Origin of the sequence: Promicromonospora sukumoe 327MFSha3.1, assembly GCF_000385135.1 — a bacterium.
GTDB lineage: Bacteria > Actinomycetota > Actinomycetes > Actinomycetales > Cellulomonadaceae > Promicromonospora > Promicromonospora sukumoe_B.
The window spans coordinates 36,372-54,153 of the sequence record NZ_ARQM01000001.1 but is presented as its reverse complement, the minus strand read 5'-3'; the positions used below and the strand labels follow the sequence as shown (position 1 = coordinate 54,153).

Genomic DNA, 17,782 nt, shown 5'->3' with positions numbered 1-17,782 from the left:
CGGGTCTCACCACGACGTCCGCGCGTAGACCAGGGTCTGCTCCAGCTCGCCGAACCCGTAGGAATCCTGCTCCTGCAGCCGCTCCATGTCCGCCCTGCGGTGCTCCGTCCAGACGACCCGGTTCCCGGACCCGGCGACGTCCAGCCACGAGGTCCTCCTCGCCTCAGGCCCGAGCGTCGTCAACGCCGGCACCTCCACGCCGTCCCGCGCGTGCAGCCGCAGGTAGTGGATGTCCCCGTCGCCCGCCCAGAGCACCCCGTCATCGAGAGCCCCGATCGTCCACCCGGCGTCCTCGCGCACGACGGTGGCCTCCCGCGACCCGGTATCGACCGCCACCATCCACTGCCCCGACTCGAACAGCAGCATGTCCCCGGACAGGAACGCGTAGTGGTTCCACGCCGCGTCCTGATCGAGCCGCACGAGCTCGCGCAGCCCGGTACCTGCAGAGAGGAGCCCCATCACGCTCGGTCCCTCGGCGGGATTGCGCGAGACGACGACGCCCTCGTCGCTGTCCGAGATCGCGCACACGTCCGTCACCACGTCCCGGTCGACGTCAGCATCGGGCGCCTCCAGATCGACCAGATCGATCGACCCCGCACAGCGATCCGCAAGGCCGAAGTTCTCCTCCGTGATGTGCAGGATCGCGAGCGTCCGCCCTCCCGCCGCGACCTTCCAGACGCTCCGTGCGGGGTCCGGCTCGTAGCGCGCGACGGTACGGACCTCGCCGTCCGGCCCCTACGCCTTGACCACGACCGGCTCACTCTCGTCGAGTCCCACGCTCCAGGCGACGTGCGTCTCGGTGAGGACCGGGCTGCCGACGTCGAGATACGGGGGGCGCTCGACGTCGGACGTACCCGACGAGCCCGGCACGGCGGCCGAGAGCTGCCAGGTCTCCAGGACGGACTCGCCGTCAGCCCCAGGCTTCGGCCGCGCCAGCAGGGTGATCGGCTCCGACCCGGGGCCGACGTCGGGCCGGCGCGGTGCGGCGACCAGCGTGCCGTCGCGACGCACCGCGAACGGGACATTGAGATCGCTCCCGATGAAGGCCCCGACCATGAAGTCAGGAGGCGTCCCCAGGTCCACCCGGTGCTCGGTGACGTAGTCGACGCACTCGACCGCGGGACGGGCGTCGTCGGCGTCGAGCGCCTGGGTGATCGTGAAGTTCCCCGTCGGTGCGTCAGCCGGGACCGGGATCGTCCCGGTCGCCTCCGGCGTGGCGAGGTCCCCGGCGCAGTCGGAGGCGACGGCCGCCATCTCCGGGATGTCGAGGTCCCCCAGCCCGACGGCGGCGTCCTGCCCGGTCACGGCGTCGTCGTCCCGGACCGCGCCGTCGTCGTCACGATCCGTGTCGACCACGGGCAGGCCGAACGTCTCCACCAGCCAGCGGTGGGCCGGCGTCGTGACGGCGTCGAGCACCGGCACACCGACCGGACCGTGCACGACCAGGGCGAACAGAGCGCACACCGCGACCGCGGCCGTGCTGAGCGCGGCGGTGCGGCGGGCCCGCCGTGCCGCGACGGCCTTGCTGCGGTCCAGCGTCTCGCGACCGTCGAACACCGGCTCGTCCACGGTCTCCGGGCCGGCCTCGGTCAGGAGCGCGCGGAGCCGCTCGAGGCCCCGGGAGCTCGCCGCCTTGACCGTGCCGACGGACCGCCCGATCTCCTGGGCGACCTGCGCCTCCGGCAGGTCGAGGATGTGCCGCAGCACCACGACCCGGCGCTGCTGCGGCGAGAGGCTCCCCAGCGCGCGGGCGAGCTCGTCCCGCAGCGCGACCTGCACGGCGTGGTCCTCCTCGTGCGCGACCGGGAGGTTGTCGTCACCAGGGGTGTCGGTCAGCCGCGTCCGGCGCCACGTGTCGGTCCTGAGGTTGACCAGCACCTTCCGCGCGTAGGCGCGTGGGCTCCCGGCCCGGGCGGCGTCCCAGCGCCGGTAGACGCGCTCGAAGGTGCCCTGGACCAGGTCCTCGGCCGGGGCCCGCTCACCGACCAGGAAGAGCGCCGTCCGGTACAGGTACGGGCCCTCGGTCTCCACGAACGCGACGAACTCCTCGTCGCGCGACCGGCCGCCCACCCGGACCTCGACCCGTCTTCCCGAAAGTGTCTCCATGCCCCTACCCACGCGTCGGAACCCTCGCAGGTTGAGACCGTACCCGGGCGTTCCGGAACGGCACCGCGGCGGGAAAGATCACCCGCCGCTCACCAGCGGGTGAGATCCGGTCGTGGACATAGAATCTGGAGTCGTGCGTACCGGTTCCGACGGCGTCGGGGGCGATCTCCGGACGCCCCCTACCGGTCCGCTGCGCCTGCAGGTGCTCGGGCCGCTGCGGGTGTGGCGCGGCGACGTCGAGCTGGACGCGGGACCGCGACAGCAGGCCTCCCTGCTCGCCCTCCTGCTGGCCCGCGTGGGCCGGCCGACCGGCACGGGCGAGCTGATCGCCTCCATCTGGGGCGACGCGGCACCGTCGAGCGCGCTCAACACGATCCACAAGTACGTCGGGGCGCTGCGGCACCTGCTGGAACCGGAGCGCCCGGCCCGGGGAGCGAGCTCCTACCTGGTGCGCCGTGGCAGCGCCTACCTCTGCACCGCCGGACCGGAGACGCTGGACCTCGTCATGTTCCGCCGGCTGGCGGCCTCCGCGGCCGCGACGCTCGCCGACGAACGGCGCGCTGCGGCCCTCGACCTCTACGTCGAGGCGCTGGGCCTGTGGAGCGGCTCGGCCTGCGAGGGACTGGTCCACGAGCCGGCCGCGACAGGCGTGCTCGCGGGCCTGGACTCGGAGTTCTTCGACGCGTGCGTGGCCGCCGCCGACCTCGCCACGGACCTGGGCCGGCCCGAGCGGGTGCTGCCGCACCTGCGCCTGGCCTCGACGATGGGGCCGCTCCACGAGCCCGTCCAGGCGAGCCTGGTCACCTGCCTGGCCGACGCCGGACGCCCGGCCGAGGCCCTGGCGGCGTACGAGGCGGCCCGCGACCGGCTGGCCCACGAGCTCGGCATCGAACCCGGCCCCGTGCTCCGCGCCGCGCACGGGCGGCTGCTGCACCGGCCCACGGTCGCCGACGGCGGCCCGTCCGGGCCGGGACGCCCGCCCGTCGCGGAACGGCCGACGGCGCCGTCCGGCATCGTCGGGCGGGTGGACGAGATCTCGGCGCTCCGGGAGGTGCTGGAACCGGCGTTCGCCGCGGGGTCGGGCCTCGCTGTCGTCGAGGGCGAACCCGGCGTCGGCAAGACCCGGCTGCTCAAGGAGATCGCGGCCGAGGCCGAGCGGCGCGACGCGCTCGCGGTGTGGGGCAACTGCCTCGACGGGGCGGGTGCGCCGACGATGTGGCCCTGGATCCAGGCGGTCGGGGCCATCCTGGACCGGGTGCCCGCGGGCGTGCGCGAGGCGGCGCTGTCCGGCGAGCTGGGGCACCTGCTGGAACCGCACGACGACCTGCTCGCGGGCGACATCATCCCCGACAGCAACCTCCAGTTCCGGCTGTTCGAGCAGGTGGTCGCCGTGATCGGCGAGGCGGCGGCGCTCCGCCCGCTGCTGCTGGTGGTCGACGACCTGCACTGGGCCGACGCCACCTCGCTCCGCCTGCTCGCGCACCTGGCGACCCGCCTGCCCGACGGCGCCGTCGTGATCGGGGCGCTGCGGGACCGGCGCGCCGAGCCCGAGCCGGAGCTCGCGCGGATGCTGGCCGCGGTCAGCCGCGCGCCGGGACAGCGCCGGATCAGGCTCGGACCGCTGCGCCCGGACGACGTCGCGGAGCTCGTGCGCCGGGAGACCGGCCAGACGCCGGGCCGCGACGTGACCGCGGACCTGCACGCCCGCACCCGCGGCAACGCGTTCTTCGTCCGGGAGCTGTCCCGGCTGCTGGCCGAGACCGGCGCGCTCACCACCGACGCCGTCGCCCGCGTGGGCGTGCCGTCGTCGGTCGTGGACGTCGTCCGCGGGCGCATGGCCGCCCTCGACGACCAGGCCCGGGACCTGCTGCGCCTCGCCGCCCTCGCCGGGCGGGAGGTCGACGTGCCGCTCCTGGCACAGGCCGCCCGCCTGGACGTGCCCACGTGCCACGACCGGCTGGAACCCCTGGACGCCGCGGGCCTGATCGAGCCCGTGCCGGGCGACCCGTACGCGGTCCGGTTCACGCACGACGTCGTCCGCGAGTCGGTCGCCGGCACGATCGCCCCGCCGCACGCCGGCCGGCTGCACCTGCGGCTGGCGGACGCGCTGGAGCGCACCAGCCCCGAGAGCGAGCCGATCGCCGAACGCCTCGCGCACCACCTGTGGGCCGCGGGCCCGCTCGCCGACCTCGGGCGGACGGCACGCGCCCTGGTGGACGCCGGCCGCTGCGCGGCGGGAAAGTCCGCGTTCGAGGCCGCGTCGGGACACCTGCGGGCGGCGGCGCGCACCGCGCGCGCGGCGAGCCTGGCCGAGCTGGAGCTGTCCGCGCTGTCGCAGCTCACGGCCGTCATCGGCATGCGCTCCGGGTACGTCGCCTCGGCCATCGACGTCCTGGAGCGCGCCGAGCACCTGGCCCGGAGCCTGGGGCACCAGGTCGTGGCCGCCGACTTCCTCTTCTCCCGCTGGGCGGGCTACTCCCAGGGCATCCAGCTCGACCTCGCCGGCCCCCTGGCGCGCCGCCTCCTCGAGGACGGCGAAGCGTCGGCCAACCCCGTCGTGCGGGCCTACGGGCAGCACGCCTGGGGCATCCACCAGTGGGACGTCGGCAACATCGGCGAGGCCTTCCGGTACCTGAGCAAGTCACGCACCACGATGCTGGACGACGCCACCGGTACGGACCAGGACCAGCTCCGGCACGACCTGCAGCTCCTCTCCCCCGTGATGCTCGCCCTGATGACCGCCCTGCACGGCGACGTCGACTCGGCCCGGGAACAGCTCGACCGGCTGGAGGCCGCCGCCTCGGCGGACCCGTACGCGACGACCGTCTGGTCCGCCTTCGCCGTCACGGTCGCGGCGCTCGCCGGCGACGAGGCCTGGGCGCTGCGGGCGGCGGAGCGGGGCATCGCCGTGGACCCCGAGTTCTCCTTCGTCTTCCTGGGCAGCTACCCCCGCCTGGCCCGGTGCTGGGTGCAGGCGCTGACCGGTCAGGACACGGTCGGCGCCGCACGCCGCGCCGAGCAGCTCGTCGCCGGCGCGCTGGTGGACCCGCCGCGCTCGGGCCTGGCGACCTGGCACGGGCTGGTCGCCGAGATGTGGCTGTCCGCCGGGCGGACCGCCGAGGCGGCCGCGGCGCTCGACCGCGCCGACGCCGCCCTCGAGGCGTACGGCCAGCGGTACGCCGAGGGCTTCCTGCTGATCCAGCGGGCGCGGCTGCTGCAGGCGTCGGGCCGACCGGACGACGTCGTCCGCGCCGCCGTGGAGCGGGCGCGCACCCTGTCCACGGAGCACGAGGCACACCTGTTCGCCCGGCGCGCCGAGCGCCTGCTCCCCGGCGGGCCGGGGAGCGGCGTCGGCCTCTGAGGTCAGCCCGCGGTCTCGGCGACCGCCCGCTCGATCAGGCCCACGGTCGCGTCCGGGTGGGAGACGAAGACCATGTGCGAGGCGCCCTCGACCGTCTCCACCGTCGAGCCGGCCCGCTCGGCCATGAACTCCTGGGCGGCGGGCGGGATGATCTGGTCCGCACCGCTGATCAGGTTGTAGCTCGGGATCGAGTGCCAGGCCTGCGCACCCGACGCCGGCTCGCCGAGCGCCGCGTTGGTGGCGGGCCGCTGGAAGATCGCGAAGAGCTCGGCCTGCTCGGCGGGCACGTCGGTCGCGAACCGCTGGGGGAACACCTCGGGGTCGATGTACAGGTCGACCAGCCCGCCGGACAGCGGGACGGGCTTGAGCGACTCGCCCACGGTGCTGCCGGGGAACTTGCCGACGAGGGCCTCGACGCTCTCCCCGGTGTCCGGGACGAACGCCGCCACGTAGACCAGCGCGCGGACGTTCTCGTTCCCCGTGGCCGCCGACGAGATGACAGCGCCCCCGTAGGAGTGCCCCACCAGCACGACCGGGCCCTTGATGCTGTCGAGCACCGCCCGCACCTGTGCCGCGTCGGAGGCGACGCCGCGCAGCGGGTTGGGCGCGGCCACCACCGGGTAGCCCGCGGCGAGCAGCCGGCGGCTGATCCCCTCGAAGCCGCTGCTGTCCGCGAACGCCCCGTGCACGAGCACGATCGTGGGCTTGTTGGGTGTCGTTCCGGTCACGGTCGAGCTCCTCTGCGCTGGGGTATCGAACCTCGAACGCTACGAGGCTCGAGTGGAGCGGCACTGGACGGCGAAGCGCCCCTCGATCAAGTAGTCCTCCAGTGGTCTGGGTGAACATCCGCGTGAGAGGCAGTCACCGTCGAGGCCAGGCAGAGGAAACCCATGCACCAGCAGGCGTTCGAGAGTCAGTGCACGGCCGAGGAGAAGCGGCACGAGTCCGCGACCTCACCCATCCGCAACCCCCGCCTGGCCCTGTTCGCCCTGGCCCTGGGCACGTTCGCGATCGGCACCGGCGAGTTCGGCAGCAACGGCATCCTTCAGCTCTTCTCCGCCGACCTGGGCGTGTCGATCCCCGTGGCGACCTACGCGATCACCGCCTACGCCTTCGGCGTCATGATCGGCTCGCCCGCGATCACGCTGCTCGCGGCGCGCATGAACCGCCGCACCCTGCTGCTCGGCCTGATCGTCCTCTTCCTGGTCGGCAACGCGCTGTCCGCGTGGGCGCCGAACATCGGGCTGCTGGTCGTGGCCCGGTTCGTCACGGGCAGCGTGCAGGGCGCGTTCTTCGGCGCCGGCGCCGTCGTCGCCGCCTACGTCTACGGCCCCGGGAAGGGCGGCAAGGCCTTCGCGACCGTCATGGCCGGCCTGACCGTCGCCACCATCTTCGGGTCGCCGCTGGGCACGCTCATCGGGCAGAACGCCGGCTGGCGCGCCATGTACTGGGCCGTGGTCGTCCTGGGCCTGCTCGCCGGCGCCGCCCTCGTGTCCTGGCTGCCCCGCACCCGCGACCTGCACGGCGGCTCCGTGCGGAACGAGCTGGGCGCGCTGCGCCGGCTCAACGTCTGGCTCATGGTCGCCGTCGCCTCGCTCGGCATCTCCAGCATCTTCGCCGTCTACACCTTCATCGGGCCGTTCATCACTGACGCCGCAGGCCAGGACGCGTCCTTGATCCCGGTCGCGCTGGCCGTCTTCGGCGTCGGTATGGCGGTGGGCAACAGCTGGGGCGGGCGGATCGCCGACCGGTACGAGAGCCGCGGCCTGCTGTACGGGTACGGCGGCGTGCTGGTCTTCCTGGTGCTGATCGGGGTGGCGGGCAGCAACCTGACGGTCCTGCTGTTCTGCTTCTTCGGCACCGGCGCGACCATGATGTTCGCGATCCCCACCATCCAGGTGCGGCTGACGGGCTTCGCGCCCGACGCCCCGACGCTGATGGGCGCGCTCAACCTCGCCGCCCTCAACCTGGCCAACTCGCTGGGCGCGATCGGCGGCGCCATCACGCTCGACGCCGGCTGGGGCACGCTGTCCACCGTCTGGGCGGGCGTCGTCCTGACCACCGCGGGCCTGCTGCTGTACGTGCTCACCGTGGGCCGGCAGCGGGCGGTGCTGCCGGCGGGGGCATGACGGGCGCCGTCGGCGGGTGCTGATCCGTGGACGAGGACGCCCCGGCTCCCGTGGAGGGGGCCGGGGCGTTCGGTCTGGCACGGGTGTTCTCCGACGAGAATTACCGGGCCTTGCGCGCAGAGGACCGTGCTCGCCGCCAGCAGATCTGATCGCCGCGGCCGACGCGCCGGGCAAGATCCGGTCCCGCGATGCCTCCTCAGACCGACGCCACATCAGCCACACTCGCCGCCTGAGACAAGCACGTCTATCGACGCAGCAGGCCTGCGATCGCCGCGGGCACGACGAGCGGCGCCATGATGACCCCGCCGAGGCCCAGCGACGCCCAGACGAACTCCTCATGCCCCCACGGGAAGACGCCGACCTGGCGGACAACCTGGGGATCATCGGGCAGATGGATCACGTCGATCAGATCGCCGTGTTCTGGCACGCCGGCCCATCGGCTGATCCACGCCTCCTCCCCGTCGACCAGGAGTGTCAGCTGCTGCTGGTGGTTGCCGGCCCATTCCGAGCCGACGACCTCGGCCCGGGCAGGAACGCCACGTTCTTCAAGGGCGACCAGGCCACGGACCCCCTCCACGGTGAATCCGACACCGAAGCACGTCAGCGTGACCGGCAGGAAGACGAAGATCAGGATCGACTTCCACGCGCCTTCCTCACGCGCCCAGTCGCCGACCTTGCGCCAGGCGGCCGGTACCCACATGAGCGGCTTGCGGTGCGTCTGCACTCCAACCTCGTCACCCGGCGCCCCCGGATCTGGACGAGGGCGCCAGGCGGGGTCGCGAGCTCGACGCAACAGCAGCGCGGTGCTCGGCGGCACAACGGCGACAACCAGCCAGAGTGCGCCGATCTCCAGGAGCGCGGTCGTGGCGATCCACGCGTCGACAACAGGCGCGTCCGTCGCGACGACCCGGCCGGGGTTCAGCGGGTCATAGGTGATCTGCAGCGTGTCACCGACCTCGGTGTCACGAGGCCAGTGGCGCAGGCGGGTGTGCACCGAGGTGTTGTCGTCAGGGACGACCACGATCTCGTGTAGCCCCCGGCCACCGCTCGTCAGCGCAACGACCTTGGCCGAGGTCGTCACTCCACGCTCATCGAGGATCGCGAAGGTACGGAAGTGCTCCACCGACAACCACGTCGTAGGCGTCGCGATCGCGCAGACCAACAGCATCACCACGACCAGGTTCCACGTCGTGCGATCGCGGTTGTGCTTCGCGAACTTGGCGAACAGGGAGCTGTCAACGGTGCGGTCGCGCTGGAACTCACTCATCGTGGCGGCGAGCCTACTCCGCGCCTTCGGGCCGGCAACCATGTCCGGGTTTTCTCAGTCCTCGACGCCGGGTTCCCCGGGCTCAAGACCGCCAGAGCGGTAAAGCTCGTACCCGGCCAGGCGCTGGCGACGATCCTCCGCAACCATGTCCGCGTAGCGGCGGGTGCTGGCCGTCCCGTGTCCCGACAGGGCGCCCCGGCTCGTTGCCGGGACGCCCATAACGGCCGAGACGAGGCCCGCTTGCGCGGCAACTTTCCCCCTCAGGTCTATGTGCCTCGGACGAGTCTCAGCACGGGTCGACCCGGTTGTACGGCAGGGGGTTGAACGAGTAGGGGTCCACGCGAGGCGCGAACGCGAGAGGGGATACGCCTGGGCCGGTGAACCGGACCGTAGCACCGGGAGACTGGTGGTTGGTGATGGCACCAGCGTCGATGAAGTTGGTCAGTGTGCGCGTGTCGCAGTGGTACAGGAAGAAGACGGTGTGGCGGCCGTCTCCCTGACCGACAGCGACGCACGCGTAGAGGCGCGGACAGTTGTTCAGGGCAGCGTTCCGGTCAGCGGTCGTCAGGTTCCGAGCGGCGGCCTCCTCCGTGAGGAGCGGGGACACGTTCGGTGTCCAGGCCGCAGGCGCCACCTCGCCTGTGCTCGCGCCGTTTGTCGTACCGACGATGCGGTCGCCGCCCAGGGCGGTCAGGTCTCGGTCGTCGTACGCCTGCGCCGCCTGGGTACCACCGAGGACGCAAAGAAGCGCCATCAGCGCACTCGACAGCGTGGCGAGCCAGCGCTTCTGGAGTGTCATCTGGATTCTCCTCCTGCTCCGCGCCGAGTTGCCCGGGCACGGTGCCTGGCGTTACGCGGAACGCGCCGAACCTAGAACCCGATCACTCACGCCTGCCACAAACTTCGGCTGCGGCCGAAAAGCCGTGCGTTCCCGTATCACGGTGAAGCGATCAATGAGATCGACCGCTCGGCGACCGCCACAACGTGATCGAATGGCCATTCGGCACTGACCGAAGTAGGTTGCCGAGCGCTTGATCTCGTCCAAGGCTCACCCGCATGAACACTCGCGCATCTGCCCGACTTACACGTCTCTGGATCGCTCTGGCCACGGCATCCCTCATGGCAGTCGCCACGTCAGCGAGCCCGGCGGCGACAAGCGCTAGCAGGAACAGCTCGACGGTAAAGGCTGCTGAGAGCGCCGACCTCACCACACTGTCTCCGATGGAGATGGCAGCGGCTGCGCCGGTGGTGGTTCCGGCGGAATCCGGGTACGGCGTCTTGAAGGACTACAACCCGAGGACGAGCCCGACCGCTGCGCAGATACGGGAGTACCAGCCGGACACCCAACCCGTCTGCTCCCCGGGCTATGTCTGTCAGAAGGTACCCATGTGGGACGGTACAAACCCGGAGATGCGGGAGTTCTGGTTCTACGACTACGGCCTTTATTCCGTCTACCAGTGGACCGGAATTGGTCGTTACCTCAACCGGCAGACCGGCGGGGCTTCCTACCGGACGTACGACTCCGCGGGGAGACAGATCTACTGCACCGGGAGCGGTTCGGATGGCTACTACGGCGGCGGGAACAACCTGGACCCCGTTTACTACGTGCGTCTCTCGGCGACGCCCTGCTGACGAGAATCATTTGATCTCGCGTGGCCTGCACCACCTCGAGACCTCACGCAAATTTCTCATCGTACTGAGGCGATAGTCAGATACTGAAAGCGCCGTACGTGGATATCTCCAGCGGACGATGCAACAAGTGGATATCTCTACCCACCCAGGTGCACCGCCACGCCCGTCGGCCTCGAGCGAGCCTACGACGCAGCCCCATGCCGTCCCGATCTGCATCGCGACCTCTGAGAAGACCATCAGACCTGTGAGGCACCAAGAGTTTCGGATGGCTTCAAGGGGCCATCCGAGTCAGTTCCTGCCCTGGTTCCGAATGGAATTTCGCAGTTCAGGCCGCAGTTCCCCGGTTCAGGGACCTACGGCCTGACCGCCCGAGATCTCAGACGTTGAACCCGAGCATCCGCAGCTGCTCCTTGCCGTCGTCCGTGATCTTCTCCGGACCCCACGGCGGCATCCAGACCCAGTTCACGCGGAACCCGTCCACGAGCCCCTCGAGCGCCTGCGCGCTCTGGTCCTCGATGACGTCGGTCAGCGGGCAGGCCGCCGACGTGAGCGTCATGTCGATGGTCGCGTGGTTGTTCTGGTCCACCTGGATGCCGTAGATCAGGCCCAGGTCCACGACGTTGATGCCCAGCTCGGGGTCGATCACGTCGCGCATGGCCTCCTCGACGTCCACCACGGTGGTGGGCGACGGGCCAACGCCCTCGGCCGGAGCGGCCGGGGCGTCCTGCCCGACGTCGGTGCTCGCCTCAGTCATCGGTCTCTCCTCAGCTCGTGGCCAGCGCGCCGCTGCGCGCCAGCGAGTCCTTGAGCGCCGCCCAGCCGAGCAGCGCGCACTTGATCCGGGCGGGGTACTGCGAGACGCCCGTGAAAGCGGTCGCGTCGCCGAGGGCGTCCTCGGCGGCGTCGTCGTCCAGGCCCTTGCCGCGGGACGACATCAGGTCGTGGAACAGGCCGTCGAGCCGCGCCACCTCGGCGAGGTCGGCGCCCTCGACCAGCGACGTCATGACCGACACGGAAGCCTGCGAGATGGAGCATCCCTGCCCCTCCCAGGAGACGCCCGCCACGGAACCCTCCGGCGTGACGTCGACCCGGAGGGTCACCTCGTCACCGCACGTCGGGTTCACCTGGTGCGACTCCCCCGCGAGGTGTCCCGCCACGGAGGCGACGTCGACGAGCCCACGGCCCACCGGGTGCTTCGCGTGGTCCAGGATCACCTGCTGGTACATCTGCTCGAGCGTGCTCACGACGCTGCCTTTCTAGATCTCACGAAGAATCACTCCGCACCGAAGAACGCGCGGACCCCCGCCAACGCTTCCCGGAAGGCGACAACTTCTTCGACCGTCGTGTAGACCGACGCCGACGCGCGCGCCGTGGCGGCCACGCCGAACCGGCGGTGCAGCGGCTGCGCGCAGTGGTGGCCCACCCGCACGGCGATGCCCTTGTCGTCCAGCACCTGCCCGACGTCGTGCGCGTGCACGCCGTCGACCACGAACGAGACCACGGCGAGCCGGTCGGCGGTGTCGAGGGGGCCGATCACCCGCACGCCCGGGATGTCGACGATCTTGAGCATCTCGGCCGCGAGCTCGGTCTCGTGCCGGGCCACGCCCGCCATGCCGAGCTCGTCGAGGTACTGCGCCGCGCAGCCCATGCCGACGGCCTGGGCGACCATCTGGGTGCCGGCCTCGAAACGCTGTGGCGGCGGCGCGTACGTGGTGGTCTCCATGGTCACGACCTCGACCATGGACCCGCCGGTGACCGTGGGCGGCATGGCCTCCAGCAGCTCGCGCCGCCCGTACAGGGCACCGACGCCGGTGGGGCCGAGCATCTTGTGCCCGCTGAACGCGGCGAAGTCGACGTCGAGCGCGTGCAGGTCCACGGGCATGTTCGGCACGGACTGGCAGGCGTCGAGCACGGTGAGCGCGCCGACCCGCTTCGCCGCCGCCACCAGGGTGGCCACGGGCGCGATCGCGCCGGTCACGTTCGACACGTGCCCGAAGGCCAGCACCTTCGTGCGCTCGGTGACGACCTCGTCGAGGGTCGTCAGGTCGAGCCGGCCGTCGTCGCCCACCGGGATCCAGCGCAGGACGGCGCCCGTGCGGGCGGCCAGCTCCTGCCACGGGACGAGGTTGGCGTGGTGCTCCGCCTCGGTGACCACGATCTCGTCGCCCGGCGCGAGCCGGAACCGCGCCGCGGCCTCTCCCCCGCGCCCGAGGGTCGCGTTGGAGAAGGCGTAGGCCACGACGTTGATCGCCGCGGTGGCGCCGGGCTGCCAGACGATCTCGCCCTCGTCCGCGCCGACGAACGCGGCCACGGACGCGCGCGCCTGCTCGAACGCCTCGGTGGCCTCCTCCGCGAGCTGGTGCGCGCCGCGGTGGACCGCGGCGTTGCGCTGCTCGTAGAAGTCCACCTCGGTGTCCAGCACCACCTGGGGTTTCTGGGAGGTGGCGGCGGAGTCCAGGTACACGAGGGGCTGACCACCCCGCACCGTGCGCTCGAGCAGCGGGAAGTCCGCCCGGACGGCGGCCAGCTCGGTGGTGGAGAGCGAGCCGGTCTCGGCGGGCTGCAGCGCCGGGTCACCCGGACGCACGGTGGTGGTGGTCATCATGTCCCCTCGAAGTGCCTCAGCGGTCGGTCAGGCCGTGGCCGTCGCGTTCGCGCCGACGTACTTGTCGTAGCCCTCTTCCTCGAGGCGGTCGGCCAGCTCGGAGCCGCCCTCCTCGGCGATCTTGCCGTCGACGAAGACGTGCACGAAGTCGGGCTTGATGTAGCGCAGGATGCGCGTGTAGTGCGTGATCAGCAGAACGCCGACCTCGGTGTTCTCCTTGGCGCGGTTGACGCCCTCCGACACGATGCGCAGCGCGTCGACGTCGAGGCCGGAGTCGGTCTCGTCGAGGATGGCGAAGCGCGGCTTGAAGAGCTCCATCTGCAGGATCTCGTGGCGCTTCTTCTCACCGCCGGAGAAGCCCTCGTTCACGGAGCGCTCGGCGAAGGCCGGGTCCATGCGGAGGTTCTCCATCGCGCCCTTGACCTCCTTGCCCCAGGTACGCAGGGCGGGGGCGGTGCCGTCGATGGCGGTCTTGGCGGTGCGCAGGAAGTTCGCGACGGAGACGCCGGTGACCTCGACCGGGTACTGCATGGCCAGGAACAGGCCGGCGCGGGCGCGCTCGTCCACGGTCATCGCCAGCAGGTCCTCACCGTCGAGCGTGACGGTGCCCGAGGTGACGGTGTACTTGGGGTGGCCGGCGAGCGCCGAGGCCAGGGTGGACTTGCCCGAGCCGTTGGGGCCCATGATCGCGTGGGTCTCGCCGCTGGCGATCGTCAGGTCGACGCCGCGCAGGATCGGCTTGGGGCCTTCCTTGGTCTCGACGCTGACATGCAGGTCGCGGATCTCGAGGGTGGGCATATCTGTTACTCCAGGGTTGCGAAGTCAGTGGTTCAAGAATGTGTGGTTCAGGAGACGGGGACGGTCACGTCGATGTCGACGAGCACCTTGTCCCCGTCGAGCGTCACCGGGTAGACCGGCACGGGGCGGATCGCCGGGAGCTGGACGGGCATGCCGGTCCGCAGGTCGAACTGGGAACCGTGCAGCCAGCACTCCACGAGGCAGCCCTCGACCTCGCCGTCGGACAGCGAGACGGCGCCGTGCGAGCAGATGTCCGAGACGGCGTGGAAGTTGCCGTCGGCGTCGCGGGCCACCGCGACCGGGACCGGGGCGCCGTCGGCGCCGTCGAGCTCCACGAGCATCGCCTCCTCCGGTCCCAGGTCGTCGGTCATGCAGGCCAGCTGCGCGGTCATGCGGTCGGAGCCCCGGTGATGACGCTCATCGACTTCTCCAGCTCGGCCTCGATGGAGGCGAGCAGGCGCTCCTCGACCGACGGGACGCCGATCTCGTGGATGAGCTCGGCGAAGAAGCCGCGCACGACGAGACGACGGGCCTCGATCTCGGGGATGCCCCGGGCCTGGAGGTAGAAGAGCTGCTCGTCGTCGAAGCGGCCGGTGGCGCTGGCGTGGCCGGCGCCGGCGATCTCGCCGGTCTCGATCTCGAGGTTCGGCACCGAGTCCGCGCGCGCGCCGTCCGTGAGGACCAGGTTGCGGTTGAGCTCGTAGGTGTCGGTGTTCTCGGCGTTCGCCCGGATCAGGACGTCGCCCACCCACACGGTGTGCGCCCCGGAGCCCTGCAGCGCGCCCTTGTAGGTCACGCGCGACTTGCACTCCGGCACGGCGTGGTCCACGAAGAGGCGGTGCTCCTGGTGCTGGTCGGTGTCCGCGAAGTACAGGCCCACCATCTCGACGTCGCCGCCCTCGGCGGTGAACTCGGCGTCGGGCGTGATGCGCACGACGTCGCCGCCGAACGTCACCACGACGTGCTTGAGCTTGGCGTCGCGGCCGATGCGCGCCCGGTGCGACGAGGCGTGCACGGCACCCTCGGCCCAGTCCTGGACGCTGACGACGGTCAGGTGCGCGCCGTCCTCGACCACGATCTCGACGGTCTCGGAGAGCGAGCCGACGCCGTTGTGGTCGATGACCACGACGGCCTCGGAGTGCCGCTCGGCGCGGACCAGCACGTGGGCGGCGGTCGCGTCGGTCGACACGCCCTGCAGACGCACGGAGGTGACGTCGGAGGCGATGGCCTCCGCCGGCACCGTCACGACGGTGGCCTGCTGGAACGCGTTCCAGGCGGTGACGGCCGTGCGGTCGCCGGGCTTGCCGGCGGTGCCGAGGCGGGCGTCGTCGCGGGCGACGGTCTCCACCTTGACCTCGGGGGCGGCGGTCACCTCGACCGTGACGCCCGAGGAGCCGAGGTCCGACTGGAACAGCGGCTGGAGGCGGTCGGCCGGCGAGAAGCGCCACTCCTCCTCGCGTCCGTTCGGTACGGGGATGTCCTCCAGGGAGAAGGACGTGAGGCGCTCGGCTCGGGAGCCCTGGGGCTTGACGGCGCCGTGGGAGTGGGCGCCGTCGGCAACAGCGCGCGAGTGATCGGTCGTGAGAGTCATGTCAGCCGACGGACCCTTCCATCTGCAGCTCGATGAGGCGGTTGAGCTCGAGTGCGTACTCCATGGGCAGCTCGCGCGCGATGGGCTCGACGAACCCGCGCACGATCATGGCCATGGCCTCGGTCTCCTCCATGCCTCGGGACATGAGGTAGAACAGCTGGTCCTCGCTCACCCGCGAGACCGTGGCCTCGTGCCCCATGGACACGTCGTCCTCACGGACGTCCACGTACGGGTAGGTGTCGCTGCGGGAGATCTGGTCCACCAGCAGCGCGTCGCAGAGGACGTTGGACGCGGAGTGGGAGGCGCCCTCGAGCACCTGCACCAGACCGCGGTACGACGTGCGGCCGCCGCCGCGCGCCACGGACTTGCTGACGATCGACGACGACGTGTTCGGTGCCGCGTGGACCATCTTGGCGCCCGCGTCCTGGTGCTGGCCCTCGCCCGCGAAGGCGATGGACAGCGTCTCGCCGCGGGCGTGCTCGCCCAGCAGGTAGATCGCCGGGTACTTCATGGTGACCTTCGAGCCGATGTTGCCGTCGACCCACTCCATGGTGGCGCCCTCGGCCGCGGTGGCCCGCTTGGTCACCAGGTTGTACACGTTGTTCGACCAGTTCTGGATCGTCGTGTAGCGCACGCGGGCGTTCTTCTTGACGACGATCTCGACGACGGCCGAGTGCAGGGAGTCCGACGTGTAGATCGGCGCCGTGCAGCCCTCGACGTAGTGCACGTAGCTGCCCTCGTCGGCGATGATCAGCGTGCGCTCGAACTGGCCCATGTTCTCGGTGTTGATCCGGAAGTAGGCCTGCAGCGGGATCTCCACGTGCACGCCCGGCGGCACGTAGACGAACGAGCCGCCCGACCACACGGCCGAGTTCAGCGCGGCGAACTTGTTGTCGCCCGACGGGATGACCGTGCCGAAGTACTCCTGGAAGAGCTCCGGGTAGTCGCGCAGGCCGGTGTCGGTGTCGACGAAGATGACGCCCTGCTCCTCCAGGTCCTCACGGATCTGGTGGTAGACGACCTCGGACTCGTACTGCGCGGCGACACCCGCGACGAGGCGCTGCTTCTCCGCCTCCGGGATGCCGAGCCGGTCGTACGTGGCCTTGATGTCCTCGGGCAGCTCCTCCCAGGAGGTGGCCTGCTTCTCCGTGGACCGCACGAAGTACTTGATCTTGTCGAAGTCGATGCCCGACAGGTCGGAGCCCCAGCTCGGCATCGGCTTCTTGCCGAAGAGACGCAGCGCCTTGAGACGCTGGTTCAGCATCCACTCGGGCTCCTTCTTCAGGGCCGAGATGTTGCGGACCACGTCCTCGTTCAGGCCACGCTGGGCGATCGCGCCGGCTTCGTCGCTGTCGTGCCAGCCGTACTCGTACGCGCCGATGCTGGCGATGATCTCGTCGTCGGAGCGCTGCTCTGGCGCTTGCGTTTCTGCGCTCATCACTTTCCTTCGGTGGGGGTCGTCGCGGGGAAGGGTCTCGGGCCGCCCGTGCCCTGGTGGGCCGAGGCGGTCACGGGGATGTTGGTCGTGCAAGCGTGCGCGCCGCCGGCGATCGTCGCCAGCCGTTGCACGTGCGAGCCCAGCAGCTCGCTGAACGCGCGGGCCTCCTGCTCGCACAGCTCGGGGAACTCCTCGGCCACGTGCTGGACCGGGCAGTGCCCCTGGCAGAGCTGGACCGCGGGCGCCACGACACCGGCCGTGGGGCCGGTCAGCGGCGCGGGCACGGGCCGCACGGAGGCGGCGTAGCCGTCGGCCGACAGCAGCTGGACGAGCTGGGCGGCGCGGCCCTCGGCGTCGGGGGCGGTCAGGTGCGGCGCGTAGCTGCGGGCCACGGCGTCGAACCGCTCCTTGGCGAAGCCCGCCACGGCCGCGCTGCCGCCCGTCTCCCTGAGGAACCGCAGCACCTGCCGGGCGATCTCCTGGTAGCCGCCGGCCAGCTCGGACTGGCCGCCGCTGGTGACCACGTACCGGCGGGCGGGACGCCCGCGGCGCGGGGCGCCCGACGGCGTCGCCTCGTGGACGGTGATCTTGCCGTCCTCCTCCAGGAGGGTGAGGTGCCGGCGCACGGCCGGGGCGGTCAGCCCCAGCACCGCGGCCAGCGCACCCGCCGTGACCGGACCGCGGGAGGCGACGAGCTCGAGCACGCGCCGCCGCGTGGTGCCGTCGGTCTCGTGGCTCGCCGAGTGGTGGCTCTCCGCGTGCCCGGCGGACACCTGTGCTGTCGCGCTCATGCTGGTCACCTCCTCGTCCGTCGGTCCGGGGGCAGACTTCACCCGGGGTGCACGCCTGCGTAGA

At 71.3% G+C, this 17,782-nt stretch carries 16 protein-coding genes; 3 read left to right on the top strand and 13 right to left on the bottom strand.

Going from position 1 to position 17,782, the window contains the following annotated elements:
* Positions 1-6 precede the first annotated feature (6 nt).
* Together H291_RS0100230 and H291_RS34015 are read right to left on the bottom strand one after the other, a co-directional pair.
* Complete coding sequence (locus tag H291_RS0100230; protein ID WP_020012957.1) at positions 7-540, bottom strand: hypothetical protein; 534 nt, start codon at positions 538-540, stop codon at positions 7-9.
* A 195-nt stretch (positions 541-735) separates the two neighbouring features.
* On the bottom strand, positions 736-2,106 hold the full coding sequence (locus tag H291_RS34015; RefSeq protein ID WP_084467539.1) for a SigE family RNA polymerase sigma factor: 1,371 nt from the start codon (positions 2,104-2,106) through the stop codon (positions 736-738).
* A 133-nt stretch (positions 2,107-2,239) separates the two neighbouring features.
* Between H291_RS34015 and H291_RS0100220 the strand changes: the two genes are divergently transcribed.
* Entirely contained in the window at positions 2,240-5,467 is a 3,228-nt protein-coding gene (locus tag H291_RS0100220) for an ATP-binding protein (RefSeq protein ID WP_020012955.1), read from the top strand.
* A 2-nt stretch (positions 5,468-5,469) separates the two neighbouring features.
* Here the strand turns inward: H291_RS0100220 and H291_RS0100215 are convergent, their stop codons facing one another.
* Positions 5,470-6,195: an alpha/beta fold hydrolase gene (locus H291_RS0100215; RefSeq protein ID WP_020012954.1), complete on the bottom strand. Its 726-nt coding sequence runs from the start codon at positions 6,193-6,195 to the stop codon at positions 5,470-5,472.
* A 162-nt stretch (positions 6,196-6,357) separates the two neighbouring features.
* Here H291_RS0100215 and H291_RS0100210 point away from each other — a divergent pair, with 162 nt between their 5' ends.
* Entirely contained in the window at positions 6,358-7,596 is a 1,239-nt protein-coding gene (locus H291_RS0100210) for an MFS transporter (RefSeq protein ID WP_020012953.1), read from the top strand.
* Between the two features lie 244 nt (positions 7,597-7,840).
* On the opposite strand, the gene H291_RS0100200 is transcribed toward H291_RS0100210, so the two are convergent.
* Together H291_RS0100200 and H291_RS0100190 are read right to left on the bottom strand one after the other, a co-directional pair.
* On the bottom strand, positions 7,841-8,863 hold the full coding sequence (locus H291_RS0100200) for a hypothetical protein (protein WP_157236626.1): 1,023 nt from the start codon (positions 8,861-8,863) through the stop codon (positions 7,841-7,843).
* 286 nt (positions 8,864-9,149) lie between these two features.
* Positions 9,150-9,662, bottom strand: a complete 513-nt coding sequence (locus tag H291_RS0100190) for a hypothetical protein (protein ID WP_020012949.1) — start codon at positions 9,660-9,662, stop codon at positions 9,150-9,152.
* Positions 9,663-9,919: 257 nt separating this feature from the next.
* On the opposite strand from H291_RS0100190, the gene H291_RS28050 reads away from it, so the two are divergent.
* Positions 9,920-10,495, top strand: coding sequence for a hypothetical protein (locus H291_RS28050; RefSeq protein WP_157236625.1), 576 nt, complete (start codon positions 9,920-9,922; stop codon positions 10,493-10,495).
* A gap of 376 nt (positions 10,496-10,871) precedes the next feature.
* Here H291_RS28050 and H291_RS0100180 read toward each other — a convergent pair whose 3' ends face one another.
* Genes H291_RS0100180 through H291_RS28045 form a run of 8 tightly spaced genes read right to left on the bottom strand, consistent with a single transcriptional unit; the run spans position 10,872 to position 17,718 of the window.
* The gene (locus H291_RS0100180) at positions 10,872-11,249 is read right to left on the bottom strand and encodes a metal-sulfur cluster assembly factor (RefSeq protein WP_020012947.1); all 378 of its coding nucleotides are present in this window, start codon (positions 11,247-11,249) and stop codon (positions 10,872-10,874) included.
* 10 nt (positions 11,250-11,259) lie between these two features.
* On the bottom strand, positions 11,260-11,739 hold the full coding sequence (gene sufU / locus H291_RS0100175; protein ID WP_020012946.1) for a Fe-S cluster assembly sulfur transfer protein SufU: 480 nt from the start codon (positions 11,737-11,739) through the stop codon (positions 11,260-11,262).
* Positions 11,740-11,768: 29 nt separating this feature from the next.
* The gene (locus tag H291_RS0100170) at positions 11,769-13,097 is read right to left on the bottom strand and encodes a cysteine desulfurase (protein ID WP_033325244.1); all 1,329 of its coding nucleotides are present in this window, start codon (positions 13,095-13,097) and stop codon (positions 11,769-11,771) included.
* A gap of 30 nt (positions 13,098-13,127) precedes the next feature.
* On the bottom strand, positions 13,128-13,898 hold the full coding sequence (sufC, locus tag H291_RS0100165) for a Fe-S cluster assembly ATPase SufC (RefSeq protein WP_020012944.1): 771 nt from the start codon (positions 13,896-13,898) through the stop codon (positions 13,128-13,130).
* 47 nt (positions 13,899-13,945) lie between these two features.
* Positions 13,946-14,290 (bottom strand): non-heme iron oxygenase ferredoxin subunit, encoded by a 345-nt coding sequence (locus tag H291_RS0100160; RefSeq protein WP_020012943.1) that lies wholly within the window; start codon positions 14,288-14,290, stop codon positions 13,946-13,948.
* Positions 14,287-15,489 (bottom strand): Fe-S cluster assembly protein SufD, encoded by a 1,203-nt coding sequence (gene sufD, locus H291_RS0100155; RefSeq protein ID WP_020012942.1) that lies wholly within the window; start codon positions 15,487-15,489, stop codon positions 14,287-14,289. Before sufD ends, H291_RS0100160 begins: the two co-directional genes overlap by 4 nt.
* A gap of 1 nt (position 15,490) precedes the next feature.
* Positions 15,491-16,927, bottom strand: coding sequence for a Fe-S cluster assembly protein SufB (gene sufB, locus H291_RS0100150; RefSeq protein WP_020012941.1), 1,437 nt, complete (start codon positions 16,925-16,927; stop codon positions 15,491-15,493).
* A complete protein-coding gene (locus H291_RS28045) occupies positions 16,927-17,718 on the bottom strand; it encodes a helix-turn-helix transcriptional regulator (RefSeq protein WP_157236624.1) in 792 nt (263 codons plus the stop codon). Before H291_RS28045 ends, sufB begins: the two co-directional genes overlap by 1 nt.
* Between the last annotated feature and the right edge of the window lie 64 nt (positions 17,719-17,782).